General features: G+C 66.1%; 22 protein-coding genes and 1 pseudogene. 15 read left to right on the forward strand and 8 right to left on the reverse strand.

Annotated elements, in window-relative coordinates; all coding sequences use genetic code 11:
* The first annotated feature begins 242 nt into the window (after positions 1–242).
* From AX767_RS02700 to AX767_RS02725, 6 genes are read left to right on the forward strand one after another with little or no spacing between them, the layout of a single operon-like run.
* Positions 243–764 (forward strand): DUF6622 family protein, encoded by a 522-nt coding sequence (locus AX767_RS02700; protein WP_068628414.1) that lies wholly within the window; start codon positions 243–245, stop codon positions 762–764.
* Between the two features lie 30 nt (positions 765–794).
* The gene (locus tag AX767_RS02705; protein WP_068628416.1) at positions 795–1091 is read left to right on the forward strand and encodes a 2TM domain-containing protein; all 297 of its coding nucleotides are present in this window, start codon (positions 795–797) and stop codon (positions 1089–1091) included.
* A 44-nt stretch (positions 1092–1135) separates the two neighbouring features.
* Complete coding sequence (locus AX767_RS02710; RefSeq protein WP_068628418.1) at positions 1136–2197, forward strand: sensor histidine kinase; 1062 nt, start codon at positions 1136–1138, stop codon at positions 2195–2197.
* Between the two features lie 54 nt (positions 2198–2251).
* Positions 2252–2521, forward strand: a complete 270-nt coding sequence (locus AX767_RS02715; RefSeq protein ID WP_068628420.1) for an AbrB/MazE/SpoVT family DNA-binding domain-containing protein — start codon at positions 2252–2254, stop codon at positions 2519–2521.
* Positions 2508–2888: a PIN domain-containing protein gene (locus tag AX767_RS02720; protein ID WP_068628422.1), complete on the forward strand. Its 381-nt coding sequence runs from the start codon at positions 2508–2510 to the stop codon at positions 2886–2888. The genes AX767_RS02715 and AX767_RS02720 overlap by 14 nt, the downstream gene beginning before the upstream one ends.
* A gap of 17 nt (positions 2889–2905) precedes the next feature.
* Complete coding sequence (locus AX767_RS02725; protein WP_068628424.1) at positions 2906–3742, forward strand: LytR/AlgR family response regulator transcription factor; 837 nt, start codon at positions 2906–2908, stop codon at positions 3740–3742.
* An 81-nt stretch (positions 3743–3823) separates the two neighbouring features.
* Here AX767_RS02725 and AX767_RS02730 read toward each other — a convergent pair whose 3' ends face one another.
* A complete protein-coding gene (locus AX767_RS02730) occupies positions 3824–4174 on the reverse strand; it encodes a hypothetical protein (protein ID WP_068628425.1) in 351 nt (116 codons plus the stop codon).
* A gap of 133 nt (positions 4175–4307) precedes the next feature.
* Here AX767_RS02730 and AX767_RS02735 point away from each other — a divergent pair, with 133 nt between their 5' ends.
* The 3 genes from AX767_RS02735 (at position 4308) to AX767_RS02745 (ending at position 8412) form a co-directional block, all read left to right on the forward strand.
* Complete coding sequence (locus AX767_RS02735; protein ID WP_068628427.1) at positions 4308–6152, forward strand: glutamine--tRNA ligase/YqeY domain fusion protein; 1845 nt, start codon at positions 4308–4310, stop codon at positions 6150–6152.
* Between the two features lie 71 nt (positions 6153–6223).
* Positions 6224–7093, forward strand: a complete 870-nt coding sequence (locus tag AX767_RS02740) for a GIY-YIG nuclease family protein (protein ID WP_068628429.1) — start codon at positions 6224–6226, stop codon at positions 7091–7093.
* Between the two features lie 422 nt (positions 7094–7515).
* Positions 7516–8412: a restriction endonuclease gene (locus AX767_RS02745; RefSeq protein ID WP_068628431.1), complete on the forward strand. Its 897-nt coding sequence runs from the start codon at positions 7516–7518 to the stop codon at positions 8410–8412.
* Between the two features lie 169 nt (positions 8413–8581).
* On the opposite strand, the gene AX767_RS02750 is transcribed toward AX767_RS02745, so the two are convergent.
* Positions 8582–9208 carry a LysE family translocator gene (locus AX767_RS02750; protein ID WP_068628433.1) on the reverse strand — a complete coding sequence of 209 codons (627 nt, stop codon included), beginning with the start codon at positions 9206–9208 and terminating at the stop codon, positions 8582–8584.
* Positions 9209–9338: 130 nt separating this feature from the next.
* Between AX767_RS02750 and AX767_RS02755 the strand changes: the two genes are divergently transcribed.
* From AX767_RS02755 to AX767_RS02770, 4 genes are read left to right on the forward strand one after another with little or no spacing between them, the layout of a single operon-like run.
* Positions 9339–9839, forward strand: coding sequence for a hypothetical protein (locus AX767_RS02755; protein ID WP_068633272.1), 501 nt, complete (start codon positions 9339–9341; stop codon positions 9837–9839).
* Between the two features lie 60 nt (positions 9840–9899).
* Positions 9900–10850 (forward strand): GSU2403 family nucleotidyltransferase fold protein, encoded by a 951-nt coding sequence (locus AX767_RS02760; RefSeq protein ID WP_156480941.1) that lies wholly within the window; start codon positions 9900–9902, stop codon positions 10848–10850.
* A gap of 38 nt (positions 10851–10888) precedes the next feature.
* Positions 10889–11779, forward strand: coding sequence for a peptidoglycan DD-metalloendopeptidase family protein (locus tag AX767_RS02765; RefSeq protein WP_068628436.1), 891 nt, complete (start codon positions 10889–10891; stop codon positions 11777–11779).
* 10 nt (positions 11780–11789) lie between these two features.
* Positions 11790–12329 carry a pseudouridine synthase gene (locus AX767_RS02770; protein WP_068628437.1) on the forward strand — a complete coding sequence of 180 codons (540 nt, stop codon included), beginning with the start codon at positions 11790–11792 and terminating at the stop codon, positions 12327–12329.
* A 7-nt stretch (positions 12330–12336) separates the two neighbouring features.
* Here AX767_RS02770 and AX767_RS02775 read toward each other — a convergent pair whose 3' ends face one another.
* Positions 12337–12729 (reverse strand): DoxX family protein, encoded by a 393-nt coding sequence (locus tag AX767_RS02775; protein WP_068628439.1) that lies wholly within the window; start codon positions 12727–12729, stop codon positions 12337–12339.
* A pseudogene (locus tag AX767_RS02780) lies at positions 12726–13662 on the reverse strand (succinylglutamate desuccinylase). The gene AX767_RS02775 and the pseudogene AX767_RS02780 overlap by 4 nt, the downstream one beginning before the upstream one ends.
* 94 nt (positions 13663–13756) lie before the next feature.
* Between AX767_RS02780 and AX767_RS02785 the strand changes: the two are divergent.
* Positions 13757–13975 (forward strand): hypothetical protein, encoded by a 219-nt coding sequence (locus AX767_RS02785; protein ID WP_068628441.1) that lies wholly within the window; start codon positions 13757–13759, stop codon positions 13973–13975.
* A 15-nt stretch (positions 13976–13990) separates the two neighbouring features.
* On the opposite strand, the gene AX767_RS02790 is transcribed toward AX767_RS02785, so the two are convergent.
* The 3 genes from AX767_RS02790 to ylqF form a co-directional block, all read right to left on the reverse strand.
* A complete protein-coding gene (locus AX767_RS02790) occupies positions 13991–14395 on the reverse strand; it encodes a PaaI family thioesterase (RefSeq protein WP_068628443.1) in 405 nt (134 codons plus the stop codon).
* Positions 14396–14639: 244 nt separating this feature from the next.
* Positions 14640–15140: a ferritin-like domain-containing protein gene (locus AX767_RS02795; RefSeq protein ID WP_068628445.1), complete on the reverse strand. Its 501-nt coding sequence runs from the start codon at positions 15138–15140 to the stop codon at positions 14640–14642.
* 116 nt (positions 15141–15256) lie between these two features.
* Entirely contained in the window at positions 15257–16219 is a 963-nt protein-coding gene (gene ylqF, locus AX767_RS02800) for a ribosome biogenesis GTPase YlqF (protein WP_068628447.1), read from the reverse strand.
* A 124-nt stretch (positions 16220–16343) separates the two neighbouring features.
* Here ylqF and AX767_RS02805 point away from each other — a divergent pair, with 124 nt between their 5' ends.
* Positions 16344–16703, forward strand: coding sequence for an HPF/RaiA family ribosome-associated protein (locus tag AX767_RS02805; RefSeq protein ID WP_068628449.1), 360 nt, complete (start codon positions 16344–16346; stop codon positions 16701–16703).
* 10 nt (positions 16704–16713) lie between these two features.
* On the opposite strand, the gene AX767_RS02810 is transcribed toward AX767_RS02805, so the two are convergent.
* Positions 16714–17637: an SDR family NAD(P)-dependent oxidoreductase gene (locus AX767_RS02810; RefSeq protein ID WP_068628451.1), complete on the reverse strand. Its 924-nt coding sequence runs from the start codon at positions 17635–17637 to the stop codon at positions 16714–16716.
* Positions 17638–17686: the final 49 nt, after the last annotated feature.

Here is a 17686-nt window from a genome sequence, read left to right on the forward strand (position 1 = left end):
AAAAAGCAGGCGGCGGGCGCCGAAAGGAGCGACCGCGGCGAATCGTAGCCTGCACCCTGCCGGGGATTGCGACGGCTGTCAGACCGGTCCGTAAACCTTCTGTAAAGCGCCCGCCATCCATCCCCGGGATCGGCATTTGGCGCCGCGACGCTGCGTTTCGTCGCATCCCGCTCGCAGCGGGGGCGCGTCAGGAAGACAGTCCACCCATCGACTTTTCAACCCCCTGTTTCAAGGAGTCCACCATGCTGCTGCAAATCCTGACCCACACGCCCCACTGGGTGTTCGGCCTCTTCGTGTTCCTGGTCTGGCTTGGCGCCAAGCAAATGATGGCCGGCACCGTTGGCCTCGGCCGCGTCACGGTCATGCCGATCGTCATGACCGGCCTGTCGGTTTACGGCGTGATCTCGGTGTTCGGCGATTCGCCTGCGGCATTGGCCTGCTGGGCGGCGGCCGCGGTGGTCGTCGCCGCCCTCGTGCTGCAACGCACCCTGCCCGCCAGCACCCGCTACGACGCCACCACGCGCCAGTTCCATGTGGCCGGCAGTGCCGTCCCGCTCGTTTTGATGATGGGCATCTTCTTCACCAAGTACGTGGTCGGTGTGATGCTCGCGATGCACCCGGAAACGCGCCATGACGCGACCATTGCCGCCGTCGTGCCGACGCTCTACGGCGTGTTCTCCGGGGTGTTCGCCGGCCGCGCGATCCGCCTCTGGAAGCTGGCACTGCGGCAGGACCGCGACCTGAGCGCCGCCCGCGCCGTTTGACCGCCCGATCTACAAATCAAGGAGACCGTCATGAACGTCAACGTCAACGACACCGCCCGCATCGACCGCCTCGCACGCCGCCGCGCCAGGGCCAAGCTCGGCTTCTTCAGCCACGCGACGGTGTATGCAGTCGTCAACCTGGGCCTGGTCGGCCTGTCGGCGGCCAACGGCCAGATGTGGGCGGTGTATCCGCTGCTCGGCTGGGGCATCGGCCTGATGGCGCACGGCCTCTCGGTCTGGATGCTGCCGCCAGGCGGCGACCTGTTGAACCGCATGGTCGAGCGCGAACGCATCAAGCTGGCCGGCGCCAAGGCCGACCTCTGGTGAACCGCACCACGACGCCGGTCGTTCTTCGTCCAGAATCTGCCGGCATGAGTCTGTCCGACGCGACCCGTATCAAGATCTTCGATGTGCTTCGGCACGCGGTGATCACCATGGCGTTCTGCTGCGTCATCGCGGTCGCGCTCGCGGTGTCGGGGCGCGGTCGGTGGGACGTGCAGATGGTGTATTCGCTGTCGATCGGGTTGGTCAGCTTCGCGGTGATCGACGGAGGCTGGTGGCTCATCGCACGCGGCGAAGGCAAGTTCTGGAACCGGGGCTGGCACGGCGCGGCGCTGGTGGTGTTGGGCACCAGCGTCGGCTTCGTCGTCGGCACCCGCATCGGCGACGCGTACAGTGGCGAATCCACCTGGCAGCTGTTGTCGTTCGCGCCCTCGAAGTTCCTGTCGATCGTGGTGATCTCGCTGATCGCGACCGTCGTGGTCGCGTACTTCTTCTTCAGCCGCGGTACCGCCCGTGCGCTCGAAGCACAGGTGGCCATTGCCGAGCGCGACGCCAGCGAAGCCAAACTCAGACTGCTCGAAACGCAGCTCGAGCCGCACATGCTCTTCAACACGCTCGCCAATTTGCGGGCGCTCATCCAGCTCGATCCGCCGCGCGCGATCGCCATGCTCGACCACCTCAACAACTACCTGCGGGTGACGCTGGCCGGCTCGCGCGCCTTGTCGCATCCGCTGTCGGCCGAGTTCGCGCGGCTCGGCGATTTCCTGGAACTCATGTCGATCCGCATGGGCCCGCGGCTGCGCTACACGCTCGACCTGCCCGACGACCTGCGCGACGTGCCGGTGCCGCCGCTGCTGCTGCAGCCGCTGGTCGAGAACGCGATCCGCCACGGCCTAGAGCCGCAGGTGGAAGGCGGCGAGATCACCGTGCGCGCGAGGCGGGACACCGGCCCCGACGGCGAGACCCGGATCACGATCGAGGTGAACGACACCGGGGTCGGCCTGGGTGCAGCGCCTGCATCCGACGGCAGCAGCTTCGGCGTGGCACAGGTGCGGGAGCGCCTCGCGGCGACCTTCGGCAGTCGAAGTGCCATGAATTTAGTGGCATCTCCTGTAGGCGGGACAAGCGCTACGGTCACTTTTCCTCTGTGACTTATCCAGTTCGTTGAATTTCACATTACCCGGGTAATGTGCTAGCCTTTCGCGATGATTCACACCCACACCAAACTCACCTCGCAAGGGCAGGTGTCGGTGCCGGCCTCGGTGCGCCGCGCCCTCGGGCTCACGCCCGGCTCCACGCTGGAATGGACCGAGGAGCAGGGCCGCATCGTGGTGAAGCGGGCTGCGCGCCACAATTCGCAAGCGGTGCATGACGCGCTTTTTCCGGAAGGCGCCGCGATGCCCGCCGCGAAGTCGCTCGACGAGCTCAAGCAAGGCATCCGTCAACGCATGAAGCGCCGCCATGCGGGCGATTGACACCAACGTGCTGGTCCGCCTGCTGGTGCGCGATGACCCGAAGCAGGTCGAAACGACGGAAGCCTTTGTCGGCGGCAGCGCGTGGGTTTCGCAGCTGGTATTGGCCGAAACGCTGAGGGTTCTTGAATCGGTCTACGACCGCACGCCGGCCCAACTGGCCGCGGCGCTCGAAATACTGCTGGCGCACGAGACGCTGACACTGCAAGACGCCGACACGATCGGCGCAGCGCTTGCCAATTTCAGGCAGAGGCCGGCGCTTGGCTTTTCAGACTGCCTCGTTCTCGAAATCGCGCTCAAGGCGGGCCACACGCCGCTCGGCACATTTGACAAAGATTTGTCCAAGCTGACAGGTGCTCACCGCCTGTAGCGGCCGTCGACAACGCCATGCACGCCACCGCACTCATCGCCGAAGACGAACCGCTGCTCGCGCAGGCGCTGCGTGCCGAGCTCGCGGCCGCGTGGCCCGAACTGGAAATCGTCGCGCTCGTCGGCGACGGCCGCAGCGCCGTGCGCGAGGCGCTCGACCGGCTGCCGCAGGTGCTGTTCTTCGACATCCGCATGCCCGGCCTCGACGGCCTCGGCGCCGCGGCCGAGTTGGCCGAAAGCTGGCCAGCCGAAGAGGCGCCGATGCCGCAGCTCGTCTTCGTGACGGCCTACGACGAATACGCAGCGCGCGCCTTCGAGGCGCAGGCGCTCGACTACGTGCTCAAGCCCGTGCAGGCCGAGCGCTTGCGCAAGACGGTCGGGCGGCTCCAGCAAGCCCTCGCAACGCAAGCACCCGTGACGTCGAACGCCCTGCCCGCACCGGCCGCGTTGGAACAGACGCTCGCCCAGTGGCGCCAGTTGCTTGCCGCCGCCGGCAGCGGTGCGCCGCTCGCCCCGGCAGCCGCGCTGCTCAAGTTCATCGCCGCCAGCGACACCGGCGGCAGCACCGTCCACATGGTGCCGATCGACGCGGTGCTGTATTTCGAGGCGGCCGACAAATATGTGCGCGTGCTCACCGCCGGGCACGAATACCTGATCCGCACGCCGCTCAAGCAGCTCATGCCGCAGCTCGACGCCAACACCTTCTGGCAGGTGCACCGCGCGGTGGTGGTGCGCAGCGATGCGATCGAATCGGTGCAGCGCGACGAGGGCGGCAAGCTGCACCTGGCGCTGCGCGGGCGCGGCGAGCGCATTGCGGTCAGCCGGCTCTACGCCCACCTGTTTCGTGCGATGTGACCACCCAAAGAAAAAGCCGGCCCGGAGGTCGGCTTTTTCTTTGGGCGTGACGGCAACCCGCTCGGGCCGCCGTCAGGCGAATCAGCGCCAGTCGCGGTGATGACGATAGCCGGGACCGCCGCGGTAATACCCACGGCCCGGGCCGTAGTAGACAGGTGCCGGCGGCGCGTAGTACACCGGGGCCGGGCGGTAGTAAACCGGCGGTGGCGGTGCGTAGTACTGCTGCGGCGGTGCGTAGTACTGCTGGGGCGCGTTGTAGTAAACGGGCGCCGGCGCATAGTAAGGCTGGTTCACGCCGACGGCGATGCCGGGGGCGGCAATGCCGACCGACCAGTTGACACCGGCGTTGGCGGAATTGGCGGCGAACAGTGCGCCGGCGGCCACGGTGGCGGCAGCGGCCCACTTGAAGAAGGTTGAACGTGTGAGGCTCATGTTTCGGACTCCTGTTGCGGGCAGAAGCTGCCCATGTGTGTATTGAACGCGTCAGGCGTGAATCAGGTGCACTCGGCAATGTGAAGATCGTTGCCAAAGGTAACCCGGGAGAGGCCCCGCCTAGAATGAACAAATGACCTCTCCTGCTCCCAAAGACGGCGCCAAGACGCCCAAATCCGCGGCCGCTCCCGCACCTGTCACACCCAGCAATTTTCTCCGCCACGTCATCGAGAAAGACCTCGAAACCGGCGCCTACGCCGCCCGCCAGTGGGGCGGCTCGCCCGGCGACGCGCAGCACCACGCCCAGGGCATGGCCGACCCCGCCAAAGTGCGCATGCGCTTCCCGCCCGAGCCCAACGGCTACCTGCACATCGGCCACGCCAAGAGCATCTGGCTCAACTTCGAGATGGCGAAGGAATACGGCGGCGTGTGCCACCTGCGCTTCGACGACACCAACCCGGAGAAAGAAGAGCAGGAATACGTCGACGCCATCCGCGACGCCGTCGAATGGCTCGGCTACGAGACTTATCTGGCCGACCGCCCGAGCGCGCCCGGCACGCTGCAGCCGCACGAGTACTTCGCGAGCGCCTACTTCGACTTCATGTACCGCGCGGCGGAGCACCTGATTTCGGCCGGCCTCGCCTACGTCGACGAGCAAAGCGCAGACGAAATGCGCGTGAACCGCGGTGACTTCAACACGCCCGGAAAAGACAGCCCGTTTCGCGCCCGCAGCGTCGAAGACAACCTCGCCCGCTTCCGCGCCATGCGCGACGGCCAGCTCGAAGACGGCGCCGCCATCCTGCGCGCCAAGATCGACATGGCGAGCCCCAACATCAACCTGCGCGACCCGGCGCTCTACCGCATCCGCCGGGCCACGCACCACAACACGGGCGACACCTGGTGCATCTACCCGATGTACACCTTCGCGCATCCGATCGAAGACGCGCTGGAGCAGATCACCCATTCCATCTGCACGCTCGAATTCGAAGACCAGCGCCCGTTCTACGACTGGCTGCTCGATCGCCTGGCCGAAGGCGGCCTCATCGCCAGCCCACACCCGCGCCAATACGAGTTCGCGCGCCTGAACGTCACGCACGTCATCACCAGCAAGCGCAAGCTGCGCCAGCTGGTCGAAGAAGGCCACGTCGACGGCTGGGACGACCCGCGCATGCCCACCCTCGCCGGCCTGCGCCGCCGCGGCTACACGCCCGACGCGCTCAAGCTCTTTTGCGAACGCAGCGGCGTGACCAAGTCCGGCGGCTGGATCGACTACGCCAGCCTCGAAGCCGCCCTGCGCGACACGCTCGACCCCATCGCGCCGCGCGCCATGGCCGTGCTCGACCCGGTCAAGCTCGTCATCACCAACTGGGGCGAGTTGATGGGCGGCGACGACGTGCTCGACGACTGCACCGCGCCCCTCAACCCGCGCGACCCCGACGCCGGCCTGCGCCACTTCAAGATCGGCCGCGAGGTGTGGATCGAAAGCACCGACTACGAAGACGTCCAGCCCAAGGGCTTCTTCCGCCTGTTCCCCGGCAACAAGGTGCGCCTGAAATACGGCCACACCATCGAATGCACCGGCGCCACGCGCGATGCCGACGGCAAGCTGCTCGAAGTGCAAGCCACGCTGGTGCCCGACACCAAGAGCGGCACGCCTGGCGCCGACGCGGTGAAGGTGAAGGGGAACATCACCTGGGTGGCGGTGGCGGATGCGCTGCCTGCGGAGGTGCGCTTGTATGAGCGGTTGTTCGCGGCGGAGAAGCCGGGGAATGGGGAACTGCTTGACGAACTGAACCGGGACAGCTTGACGACGTGTGCGGGGTTTGTGGAGCCGTCACTGGCCGGTGCGACGGCCAGCGGCGCAGGGTTTCAGTTCGAGCGGCATGGGTACTTTGTAATTGACGCGAAGGCTACCGGTGCGGGCGGGACGCGTGTGTTCAATCGGGCTGCGGGGATGCGGGATGGGTGGGGGAAATAAGTCGTTCGTTCTTAACTTTGCTTGAGCAAAAAAACGTGCGTGCGCACTGCTCGGCACGCGCTGCCAGAAAAATGATCCGTCCCCAAACCATTCAAATCTTTCTCCCGGCTGGTGACCCGCGCGGAATGCGCGTGGCTGAGATCACGACGCGCATCGTTCGCGTGATTGAGGTGCCGCGCAGCCAGTTGGCTGACTTCCTGAAGCTGCCTGAGGCACAGCAGGTAGGCGTTTACTTTTTGATGGGCGAGTTGTCGGAAACCGGATTGCCACGCGCCTACATCGGCCAGTCTGGCAACGTGGGCAGCCGACTCGTGCAGCAGAACCAGAGCAAAGACTTCTGGAACCGGGCGCTGGTGGTCATCTCCCTCACCAACAGCATGACGCAAACACATGCATTGTTTCTGGAGTGGCTTGCGATAGCAGAGGCGACCAAAGCCGGGCGCTACAGTCTTGAGAACGGCAATGCCGGCTCGCAGCCCTACACCCCCGCGCCGTTGCAAGCTGACTGCCATGAAATTCACGAGACTGCCGCCACCTTGCTGGCCACGCTGGGGCAGCCGATCTTTGAGCCGCTGACCAACGCTCCCACGGCTAAGGGTGTGACTGAACGCTTCTACTGCAAAGGATCAGGAGCCGACGGCGTGGGCGAGTACACCGCCGAGGGCTTTGTGGTGCTTAAAGGCTCACGAGGTCGACTGGAAAACGTGGCCTCCATCCAAGGCACATCCAGTGAGCGCTTCCGCCAAAAGTTACTCGAGGAAGGCATCCTTGCCGTCGACAGCAGTGGCGTGGTGCTCACCCGTGACTACCTATTTTCGAGTCCCAGCATGGCGGCCACCGCCTTGCAAGGCCGCACCGCCAACGGATGGTTAGAGTGGAAAGATGCTTCTGGCAGAACGCTGGACGAAGCGAAGCGGCAGGTGGTCGCTGCAGCTGCTTGAATCTACTGCGTTTCTAACAGCGGCTCATAACGGTTTGCCGGCGACTTTGGCGCACTGCATGAAAGGAATGCGCGTTCGCATTTCGTGCACCGCGCCAGCCCATGATCAGGTTGGCAGACCGAAAGGTCCAGCCGACGACGACGCCAGCCGGCCGGCCGGCCGGCTGTGACCTGACATCGGCACCCTGCTCGCCGCCACTGCGCCGGTACACGATCGGGTGGTGGTCACACGCAGCACCCAAGGCTTTGCGGAGCTGCCGGTGCAGATGCGGCTGTTCATCCAGCGGTTTGCCAAGTGGCTCCGCCGAGAGGGATATCCGCGCTATGTTTTTGATAGCCCCCTGCGCAATGCCAACGGACGCGGAAAGCCACTTCGGGCTTGTAAGCTCGAAGTCTTGACCCCATCGTCCGAAAGCGCTCTCCATGTCCCGCCCCAACAAAGCCGACCGCCGCCGTGAAAACGCCCGCCGCGAATTCGCCGGCAAGGCTTGGACCGCCATCGTCCTCGGCGTGATGTTTTTGGTGGTTGCTCCACTGTTCATGCGCAGCCCGATGACCGCCATGCTGGCGATCGCTTTGCGGCCAGCAGGCTGGACGGCATTGGCGATCGGCACGGCATTGCTCGCCCTGCACTACGTCTTGCGCCGCATATCCGCATCGAGTCCGGTCGAGCAAGCGCCACCGCAGCGCGCGATCAAGAGTCAGGACACCAAAGCGGCTGCGGTTACCGCGCCGCAGCAGACGCCGTCAGCGCCATGGCCTCAAGCCACGCAGCAATGGAGCCCCGCCGCGCTCGCCTCCATCGAGTGGCGTCGCTTCGAGGCGATCTGTGAAGCGTTCTATGCGCAAGCCGGCCTCGCCACGCGCAGCCAATCCCACGGCGCAGACGGCGGCGTCGATATCTGGCCGCAGTCCAAACACATGAGCGCGCCGCGCATCGTTCAGTGCAAGCACTGGCTGGGCAAGCCGGTCGGCGTGAAGGAAATGCGCGAGTTCCGCGGCGTCATGGCGTCGCACCAGCTGCAGAGCGGCACCTACGTGACGAGCTCGACCTTCACCGCGGACGCCACGGCTTTCGCCAAGGCGAACGGCATCCAGTTGCAGGACGGCGCGGCGCTGCTCAAGCTGATCGGCCAGCGGACGCCGGAGCAGCAGGCGGCGTTGCTGGCGGTCGCTTACGAAGGCGAATATTGGAAGCCGACGTGCGCAAGCTGCGGCATCAAGACCGTCGAACGGGAGCGCAAGCGTGACGGCGGCAAGTTCTGGGGCTGCAGCAACTATCCGCGGTGCAAGACCCACTTTGCGATGCGCTCGGCGTAGCGGTCACTGAGTCCGGCAGAGCCTAGCTTTCAATCACAGCTTCGGGCCGCCACCGGCTGTGGTCGAACAGCGACTCCGATCAAACCCACATTGGGTATGAGCGAACCCAATCTGGGCATCTCAGCGCCACTTCTTTGGGCGGCTCGCTCGGCAGCCTACTCGATCCGGATCACACGCTCCGCCGCGTCAGCAACAGCAACCCGCCCATCAGGGTAAACAGCCCACCGCACACTCGGTTCACCCACTTCACCGGCCCGCTGCGCCGCAGCAGCGGCGCCAGCCGCGACACGCTGAGCGCGCAGGTCGTGAGCACGGCGAACTCGAAGGCCATGAAGGTCAGCGCGAGGATCGCGAACTGCGGCGCCATCGGTGCGGCGGGGTTCAGGAACTGCGGGAAGAACGCCGCGAAGAACAGCACGGCCTTCGGGTTGCTCGCACCGACCAGCAGGCCCTGCAGGTAGAACGAGCGGCGCGGCGTGGCCGCCGCATCCTGGTCGACGGTCAACGCCGACGCATCGCTCCGGAACGTCTTGATGCCGAGCCAGACGAGGTAAGCGGCGCCGATGAGCTTGGCGGTCGTGAAGGCGGCTTCCGATGTGGCCAGCAGCGCACCGAGGCCGGCCGCCGAGAGCAGCATGACCACCAGCACGGCGGTCACCGAGCCGGCCACCGATGTCATCGCGCGCCGCGTGCCGTGGTTCAGCGCATTGGTCATGCACATCAGCATGGTGGGGCCCGGCGTGGCGATGAGCAGCGCGACGGCTGCGACGTACAGGAGGTAGGTGGAGAGCGTCATGGATGAAAGTATGAAGGAGCCGAGACCGTGCCGTCGGTAGCCGGTGCCGGGCTTGGTCAAGCCCGCCGCTGACAGCCTTCACGCGATGCACGCCAGAGAATCGCGCACCGCCGTCAACCTGCTGTCCGCCATGAAATTCTTTCTGCGCCTCTACCCCTTCGTCCACGCGCTCATGGCGCTGCTCTTTGCCGGTGCCAGCATGGCACTCATGGTGATCGCCGCGCACAACGGGTGGATGGCCGTCACCGGCGGCGTCGACACCACCGCCGGCGAAGCGGTGATCGAGGCGATTGGCCTGCTTGCCGCCGCCGTCGTGGCGTTGCAGATCTCGCAGACCATCACTGAAGAAGAAGTGATTCGCGATGCGCACATCGGCGCCCCGACGCGCGTGCGACGCTTCCTCTCGCGCTTCATGGTGGTGATCGTGGTGGCGATCGCGGTCGAGGCGCTGGTCGCGACTTTCAAGTCGCGCGAAAAGCCCGAACTGATGCTCCACGCGGCCGTGATGTTCGCCGCGGTGGGCATCGTGCTGGCGGGCTGGGGCGTGTTCATTCGCCTCAACCGCTACGCCGAGGAGCTGGAGCCGGAAGCGATGGCGGAGGCGAAAAGCGAGGACCAGAAGCTCGAATAAGTCTTTGAAACCAAATCGATTTCCGTATAAATTACGTTTTTCTATTTATGCACGGAAAAAATGGATTTCCAGGACATCGGCGACGACGCCCGTCGCCAGTACATCGACGCACGCGCCACCTTCGAAGCCCTTGAAGCGGCCGAACGGCAGGCGGCGGGCGTGCGCGGCGGGATGTACTGGAAAACCGTTTCCGGCACCGACTACTTGGTGCGGACCAGCACCCGCAATGCGCAAAAGAGCCTCGGCGCACGGAGCGCCGAAACCGAAGCAATGCAGCGCAGTTTCGCGAGCCGAAAGGAAGAGGTGCAGTCGCGCGTCAAGGACTTGAGCGATGCCTTGAAGCGTCACCAGCGCATGAACCGCGCGCTTTTCGTCGGCCGTGTGCCGACCATCGTCATCGACATCCTCGACATGCTGCACCGCGCCGATGTCGCCGAGCATTTCACAGTCGTCGGCACTCACGCGCTCTATGCCTACGAGGCCGCTGCAGGCGTTCGGGTGCAGAGCGCAGCGGTGGCGACGCGTGACGTTGACTTGCTGTGGGACACGCGCAAACGCTTCCGACTGGCGACGCAACTCAAACGTCTCGACTTGTCGATGCTTTCGCTTCTGCGCAAGGTCGACAAGAGCTTCTCGCTCATCGACGAACAGCGGTACACCGCAGTCAACAGCAGCGGCTTCGAGGTCGACATCCTGCGTCGCGAGGCACAAGAGAACGACCCGCATCCCGCGCAACCGAGCGATGCCGAAGACGAGTTCTGGGTCGTGCAAGCGCGCAACGCGGAGCAATTGGTGAGCGCGCAACGTTTCTCGGCCGTCACGGTCGGCACCACCGGCCACATGGCACGCATGAACACCGTGCATCCGCTGGCTTTCGTGCGCTTCAAGCGCTGGCTCGCAGGCCGTCCCGATCGCGATCCGCTCAAGTCGAGGCGCGACGCACTGCAGGCCGACACGGTCGCGCGACTGGTAGCGGACTACCTGCCGCAGTTGGCGCAGGAGCGCCCCTGATCGGCTGCCGAAAATCCATTTCTATACACACTTTGCTGATGCGCTATTCCTCTCATCCCCACTTCACCCGCCGCTCCGCCCTGCTCGGTGTGGCCGGCCTGATCGCCCTGCCGTCGGCGCACGCCGTCAAGCCCAAGGCAGCACCCGCCTCCGCGACAACCGACATCTGGCCGCGCGACTCGCAAGTGCCTGGCGGCGTCGCGCGTCTGTCGCTCGGCCCTTCGTCTGCGCGCCCCGTGGCGCGCACGGCCGAAGGCGACGTGCCGTTGCTCGTGATCGGCGACGCGATCGAGTGGACCGCGCTGGTCGGCATTCCGCTGTCGGCCACGCCGGGTGAAGCCATCATCACCGTGGGCAGCGATGCCCACCGCTTGCCTTACACCGTCGCGCCCAAGCAGTACCGCGAGCAGCGGCTGACGGTCGCGCCGGGCAAGGTCGATCTCTCGCCGGAAGACGAAGCCCGCTACAACCGCGAGCGCGAACACCTGGCGAAGGTGATGGCCACGTTCACCGACGCCATCCCAGCGATGCTCGCCGGCGCGCTGGGCATGCAAGTGCCGGTGCCCGGACGGCGCTCGGGCTCGTTCGGACTGCGGCGCGTGTTCAACGGGCAGTCGCGCAATCCGCACAGCGGCATGGACATCGCCGCCGGCACCGGCACGCCGGTGGTGGCGCCGCTGCCCGGCCGCGTGATCGACACCGGCGACTATTTCTTCAACGGCGGCACCGTGTGGCTCGACCACGGCGGCGGCCTGCTTTCGATGTACTGCCACCTGAGCCGCGTCGACGTGAAGGTGGGCGACTTCGTGAAGACCGGCGAGCGCTTCTGCGCCGTCGGCGCCACCGGCCGCGTCACCGGGCCGCACCTGCACTGGTCGGTGATGCTGAACCGCGCGATGGTCGACCCCGCGCTGTTCATTGCGGCCTGACGCTGCGTCGATGCCTGCCGCCCGCCTGATCCGCTTCAACAAGCCCTGGGGCGTGCTGAGCCAGTTCACGCCCGAGGGGCGCTGGCAGGGTCTCAAGGACTTCATCGACCTGCCCGGCGTGTACGTCGCGGGCCGGCTCGATGCCGACAGCGAAGGCCTGCTGCTGCTCACCGACGACGGCAAGCTGCAGGCACACATTGCCGATCCGCGCTTCAAGATGGAGAAGGTGTATTGGGTGCAGGTCGAAGGCACGCCCGACGAGGTCGCGCTGGCCGCCTTGTGCAGCGGGGTTCAGCTCAACGACGGCCTGACGCGGCCGGCCCGCGCGCGCCGGCTCGATCCGCCGCCCGATGTGTGGGCGCGTCAGCCGCCGATTCGCGAACGCAAGAACATTCCGACGGCGTGGATCGAGCTGGCCATCCGCGAAGGCCGCAATCGGCAGGTGCGCCGCATGACGGCCGCGGTGGGTTTGCCGACCTTGCGCCTGATCCGTGCCGCCATCGGTCCGCACACGCTCGACGGGCTCGCGCCGGGCAGCTGGGCGGGCTGACGCCGCGTCAGCGCGTGCGCCTCGGTGCGAACGCGCCGGTGCTCCACGCGATGAGGGCGAGCAACGCGACCTGGATCGGCAAGCGCAACAACAGCGCCCAGTAAGGCACGGTCGGGAACAGCGCGGATTGCTGCAGCATGTAGAAGTGCGCCGGCGTCACAGCGATCGTGAGCACGAACAACCCGATGCCTGCGGCGCGCCGCGTCGGTCGCCACAAGAGGCCGGCCGCGCCAAGCAGTTCGAACACGCCGCTCGCCAGCACCGCGGCGCGTGGCCACGGCATCCAGGGCGGCACGATGCGCATCTCGGTGTCGGTCAACGCGAAGTGCGCCACGCCGCCGATGGCGAACCACAGAAAGACGAATGCCAGACCGGCGATGCGCCAGCGTGCAGCCGTCACAGCATCGGCCGCGTCAGGTACACCGCTTCGCGCCCGACGATCGCACGCTGCGCGGGCATGAACACCGTGCAGTCGTCGCACGGCGCGCAGATTTCGTCGGGGCCGTTGACCGCGATGAGCTCGCCCTTGGCGAAGGTCTCGAAGCCGATCAGCGGTCGCACGAAGTGAAAGTCTTCGCTCTGGATGATGTGCGTCTGCAGCAGCTCGTAGCGCCGCTGCGGGCCGAAGGCGCCGACGGCTGGCGCTCGATGAGCCGAAGTGCGCAAGGAAGCGCAAGGCCACTTCGGTCGCGACGTCAGCGGTGGCACGCTTGAAATGCTGGCCGCACTCGGCGACCATCGCCGCGCCCGGCGCGTCGGCGCCCGCATGCGCGCCGTGCTGGATGAGCGGGGTGCCCGAGCCGAGACCGTTGGGCATGACGAGGTGCACCGACGGCAAACCGATCGCCAGCGCGACCGTCGCATTGCGCCCGAAGTCCGGATAGACCCAGAACGGCACCACGTCCTGGCTGGTGGAGTGAATGTCGAGGATGTGATCGGCCGCCGCCACCACCGGCCGCAGGGCGCGTGCGCGGCGCAGCTCGGGGCTGTCCTCGGTGCCGCTCAGCATCTCGTCGGACCAGATGCGGTTGAGGTTGTGCACGATCTGCCGGTTGTCGAAGGGCTTGGTCGCATCGAAAGCGTCGTAGGCCTCGACGTGCGCAAAGCTCACGGTGAGCGTGCCGACGAGCGGCCGCACGCCGGTGTCGAGCAGGTGCCGGACGGCCACCATGCCGCAAATTTCATTGCCGTGCGTCAGGGCATTGACCAGCACATGCGGGCCGGGCCGGCCCGACTCGAAGCGGTGCACATAGTCGATGCCGGTGTTGCCTTGACGATAGGCGGAAAGGTCGCCCTGGACGACCTCGATGGTGGGGGTAGGAATGTCTGTCATGGTGTGTGAGAGTTTGCTACACCGCAGAAGTCCTTGCGCAATGCGCTACGCTCTCAGGGCCACCCCCGGCCCATCATTGACCGAGAGTTTTTACATGACGCATTTCGCCACCATTCATGGCCACGTTACCTACACCCCCGGCGACGGCGTGCCCATCGGCATTCCCGAAGGCCGCGTTGAAGTCGACCTGTCCGCGCCCGACAGCGCCACGCTGAGCTGGGACGCCGGCGACGACGCCGCCGGCCTCACCGCGATCCCGATCGACGAGTACGAGCGCTATCTCAAGGAAGGAAAAATCCGGCCGGAAGCCTGAGCCCGAGCGCCTGCTTCATGCCTCGACCGGCACGAGGATCGCCTCGCCGGTCGCGACCAGCTTGAGCGCGTCGCCCTCGCCTTGCGCGAACAATTCGGCTGACGCGAAAACCTGCTTTCGCCCCGCCTTCACCACGCGGCCACGCGCGATGAAGCTGCGGCCCACGGCCGGCGCGAGGCAGTTCACCGAAAAATGAGAAGCCAGCACGCGGCCCGACACCGTGGCCGCTGCGAAGCCGCAGGCGGTGTCGAGCATCGCGCCGATCAGCCCTGCGTGAAGGTAGCCGGCGTACTGGCCCATGTCCGCCTCCCGCCACCGCATGCGCAACTCGGCCTCGCCCTTGTCTGCGCGCGTCACTTCGAAGCCTGCCCAGCGATTGAAGGCCGCGGTCGCGTTGATGGCCTGGAGCGTGTCGAGCATGGCAAATCCTTTGTGAGTTGCATGGACTGTAGGAAGCCGATGCCGGCGCAGCCGTCGCAGGCGTGACGCGCCCCATGCGTTTTATTCATGCGGCTTGACCCCTTGGGGCGCACTCGTCCGCATGAGTAGGGGTCGAATACTTACCCGCCGAAAGCCCCGCTGTGACGCAGCCCGCAGGCGTGCCCGCGTGGCCGCCGACTGCACCATCCGCTACCCGAAGGAAGCGCGCTTGCAGGCGCGTTGATCACTTGCGCGCGCGCACCTGATCGCGCAGGTCGCGGATCTGGTCGTGGTTGCGCTGTGCGCCGTCGGCCTGCCGCTGCACCAGCGCAAGCACGTCGATCGGCAGGTCCTGCTTGAGCGCCTTGCGGTAACGCGCGACAGCCGCGTCCTCACCGCGTTCGCATTCCTCGAGCATCGAGAGTTCGCTGTTGGCGCCGACCGCGGCTTTCACATGCACCCACCCACGGTGCATTGCACCGGTGGCCGAGCCGCCTTCGGCCGGCGTGCCGCCGTACTGCGCGATCAGCGCAGCCAGTTCATTGCCTGCCACGCGGCATTGCACCGCGCGTTCACCGAAAACGCGCTTGAGCGCCGAGGACGCGTCGACCTCGTCCGCACACACGCGAAAGCCGTATTCGCCGTCGTGCGCGTTCTCGAGCAGGTCATTCAGGACGCCGACCACCTTGTCATTTGCGAGTGCTTCGCGGCCCTTCCCGACGGGGTTGATTGCTTCGTTGGCCATGGAGCGCTCCTTTGTTTTGGGAAAACACCATGGTTCGCTCCAAGCCGGCGCGACCCTGTCAGCCCGTCGAGCCGGTGCCTGTAGGTCAGCCGACCTCCGTCTTGCGGGTTCGAAAACTAGCCCTTGTCGGCCGGTGGCGCACCGGTCTGCGCACTGCGCTGCGGCTTGCCGCGCGCCTCTTTCTTGACCTGCCGCTCCGCGTCGAGCTGCTGCCCGACCGCCAGCCATTGCGCGAATTCTTCAGGTGTTTCGAGCGTGATGCGCCCGAGGTTGCCGGCACGGAACTCGTGCATCACGATCTCCGCCGCCTTCTGCAGATTGACGCGTCCCTTGCCCAGAATGGCGCCGCGTTTGCGGCCGATGATGTCGAGCACTTCCTCGTCCTTCATGGCCGCAATGTCGGCAGCGCCGAGGTCGAGCTTGAAGCGTGTGGCAATCGATCCTGCGTAGTGCGTCTTCAGGTAGGCCAGCAGTTCGAGCGCGACCTCTTCGTCGTCGAAGGCGTTGCGGCCGATCGCGCCGCTGGCGGCCAGGTTGTAGCCGCTCTTGGCCACGATGATGCGCGGCCACAGCATGCCGGGCGTGTCGTAGAGATAGAAGTCGTCGGCCAGGGTGATGCGCTGCTCCAGCTTGGTGATGCCGGCCTCGTCGCCGGTCTTGGCTTTCTTGCTGCCGGTGAGCGTGTTGATGAGCGTCGACTTGCCCACATTGGGAATGCCGCAGATCAGTACCCGCATCGGCTTGGCCATGCCGCCGCGATTGGGCGCCAGCTGGTGGCAGGCGCGCACGAGTTGCTGCGCCGGCGTGGTCAGGCTCGCGTCAAGGCCAATCGCGCGCGTGTCGGGCAAGGCGTTGTAGTGGGTCAGCCATTGCGCGGTGCGTTCGGGGTCGGCCAGGTCCTGCTTGTTCAGCACCTTCAGCGTCGGCTTCGCCGCAGTGAGCTCGGCGAGCATCGGATTCGCGCTCGACGCGGGCAGGCGGGCATCGAGCAGCTCGATCACCACGTCGGTGTCTTTCACGCGCTCGCCGATGGCCTTGCGCGTGAGGTGCATGTGGCCGGGAAACCATTGAATGGCCATCGATTGGGTCTTTCTCTTTCGGGGTCGAATTGTCGCCTCTGCCGACGGCAATGCCCGCAGACCTACGCAGGGGCTTTCGTTTCAGGTGCACAGTGGAGCCTCGTCAACCAAGAGAGGCATTCGCATGCAAATTCAAGTCAACGCAAGCAACGGCATCGAAAACAAGGACACGCTGGAACGCTGGGCCGATGCCGAGATCAAGCAACACCTCGCGCGCTTCGCCGAAGACGTGACGCGCGTGGAAGTTCATTTGAGCGACGAGAACCACGACAAGGCCGGCAGCGCCGACAAGTGCTGCGTGATGGAAGCGCGCCTTGCGCACCATCAGCCGCTGGCGGTGACCCACCACGCCAGCACGCTGGACGACGCGTTTCGCGGCGCGAGCGACAAGCTCAAGCGCGTGCTCGACAGCACGCTCGGCCGGCTGAACAAGCATCGCGATCGCGATTCGATCCGCAAGGACGGCAGCCTCATCGAGGAATAAGGCCGGACGCTCAGCGTTTGGCGGCCGCCATCGCCTTGCCGACTTCGTTCGTGCCCTGGGCGGCGCCGCTCTGCGGCACGGTTTCCCCGGTCCGATCGGTCACCTCGACCAGACGCGCAGCCAGGCGCTCCGGCGCATCGCCGCCGATGCCGATGAAGACGCCTTCGGTCAGCGTGATATTTGCGGACTCGAAGGTGCCCGCGCCAGCACACAGGATGGTGCGCGTGGGTGCGTCGCGTGCTGCCAGCACCAGCATCGCGGGCACCACGGCTTCGGGCTTGAGCGCGTCGAGCACTTCCTGCGGCATCAGCCCTTCGGTCATGCGCGTGGCCGCCGTGGGCGCGAGGCAATTGACGCGGATGTCGTTCTTCGCGCCTTCGATGGCGAGCGTTTGCATGAAGCCCACGAGCGCCAGCTTGGCCGCACCGTAGTTGCTCTGGCCGAAGTTGCCGTAGAGGCCCGACGACGACGTGGTCATCACGATGCGGCCGTATTTCTGCGCGTTCATGATGGCCCACACGGCCTTGGTGCAGTGCATCGCACCCATCAGGTGCACGTCGACCACCCGCTTGAAGTCGGCCACGTCCATCTTGGCAAAGCTCTTGTCGCGCAGGATGCCGGCGTTGTTGACCAGGATGTCGACGCGGCCCCAGGTGTCCATCGCCTGCTGCACCATGGCCTGCACCGCCTCGAAGTCGGTCACCGAGGCGCCGTTGGCCATGGCTTCGCCGCCGGCCGCCTTGATCTCGTCGACCACGGCCTGCGCCGCGCTGACCGATGCGCCGGCGCCATCCACCGCGCCACCGAGGTCGTTGACCACGACCTTGGCGCCCCGCGCCGCCAGTGCCAGTGCGTGCTGACGGCCGAGGCCGCCGCCCGCGCCGGTGACGATGGCCACGCGGCCGGAAAATTCGATGCTGGAGTTGCTGCTCATGTCTGTCGCTGCTTTCGGTTGGGAGTCGTTGACGCGTGGCGTTTTACCC

This window comes from Variovorax sp. PAMC 28711, assembly GCF_001577265.1.
In the GTDB taxonomy this organism is placed as follows: Bacteria; Pseudomonadota; Gammaproteobacteria; order Burkholderiales; family Burkholderiaceae_C; genus Variovorax.

What these genes read in the sequence shown, in the direction of transcription:
- AX767_RS02720 (WP_068628422.1), top strand. Translation starts at nt 2,508, where the DNA reads ATGCGGGCGATTGACACCAACGTGCTGGTCCGCCTGCTGGTGCGCGAT.
- ylqF (WP_068628447.1), bottom strand. Translation starts at nt 16,219, where the DNA reads ATGGCCATTCAATGGTTTCCCGGCCACATGCACCTCACGCGCAAGGCC.
- AX767_RS02765 (WP_068628436.1), top strand. Translation starts at nt 10,889, where the DNA reads ATGCGCTATTCCTCTCATCCCCACTTCACCCGCCGCTCCGCCCTGCTC.
- AX767_RS02745 (WP_068628431.1), top strand. Translation starts at nt 7,516, where the DNA reads ATGTCCCGCCCCAACAAAGCCGACCGCCGCCGTGAAAACGCCCGCCGC.
- AX767_RS02805 (WP_068628449.1), top strand. Translation starts at nt 16,344, where the DNA reads ATGCAAATTCAAGTCAACGCAAGCAACGGCATCGAAAACAAGGACACG.
- AX767_RS02730 (WP_068628425.1), bottom strand. Translation starts at nt 4,174, where the DNA reads ATGAGCCTCACACGTTCAACCTTCTTCAAGTGGGCCGCTGCCGCCACC.
- AX767_RS02725 (WP_068628424.1), top strand. Translation starts at nt 2,906, where the DNA reads ATGCACGCCACCGCACTCATCGCCGAAGACGAACCGCTGCTCGCGCAG.
- AX767_RS02735 (WP_068628427.1), top strand. Translation starts at nt 4,308, where the DNA reads ATGACCTCTCCTGCTCCCAAAGACGGCGCCAAGACGCCCAAATCCGCG.
- AX767_RS02795 (WP_068628445.1), bottom strand. Translation starts at nt 15,140, where the DNA reads ATGGCCAACGAAGCAATCAACCCCGTCGGGAAGGGCCGCGAAGCACTC.
- AX767_RS02740 (WP_068628429.1), top strand. Translation starts at nt 6,224, where the DNA reads ATGATCCGTCCCCAAACCATTCAAATCTTTCTCCCGGCTGGTGACCCG.
- AX767_RS02755 (WP_068633272.1), top strand. Translation starts at nt 9,339, where the DNA reads ATGAAATTCTTTCTGCGCCTCTACCCCTTCGTCCACGCGCTCATGGCG.
- AX767_RS02770 (WP_068628437.1), top strand. Translation starts at nt 11,790, where the DNA reads ATGCCTGCCGCCCGCCTGATCCGCTTCAACAAGCCCTGGGGCGTGCTG.
- AX767_RS02785 (WP_068628441.1), top strand. Translation starts at nt 13,757, where the DNA reads ATGACGCATTTCGCCACCATTCATGGCCACGTTACCTACACCCCCGGC.
- AX767_RS02705 (WP_068628416.1), top strand. Translation starts at nt 795, where the DNA reads ATGAACGTCAACGTCAACGACACCGCCCGCATCGACCGCCTCGCACGC.
- AX767_RS02700 (WP_068628414.1), top strand. Translation starts at nt 243, where the DNA reads ATGCTGCTGCAAATCCTGACCCACACGCCCCACTGGGTGTTCGGCCTC.
- AX767_RS02790 (WP_068628443.1), bottom strand. Translation starts at nt 14,395, where the DNA reads ATGCTCGACACGCTCCAGGCCATCAACGCGACCGCGGCCTTCAATCGC.
- AX767_RS02750 (WP_068628433.1), bottom strand. Translation starts at nt 9,208, where the DNA reads ATGACGCTCTCCACCTACCTCCTGTACGTCGCAGCCGTCGCGCTGCTC.
- AX767_RS02760 (WP_156480941.1), top strand. Translation starts at nt 9,900, where the DNA reads ATGGATTTCCAGGACATCGGCGACGACGCCCGTCGCCAGTACATCGAC.
- AX767_RS02715 (WP_068628420.1), top strand. Translation starts at nt 2,252, where the DNA reads ATGATTCACACCCACACCAAACTCACCTCGCAAGGGCAGGTGTCGGTG.
- AX767_RS02810 (WP_068628451.1), bottom strand. Translation starts at nt 17,637, where the DNA reads ATGAGCAGCAACTCCAGCATCGAATTTTCCGGCCGCGTGGCCATCGTC.
- AX767_RS02710 (WP_068628418.1), top strand. Translation starts at nt 1,136, where the DNA reads ATGAGTCTGTCCGACGCGACCCGTATCAAGATCTTCGATGTGCTTCGG.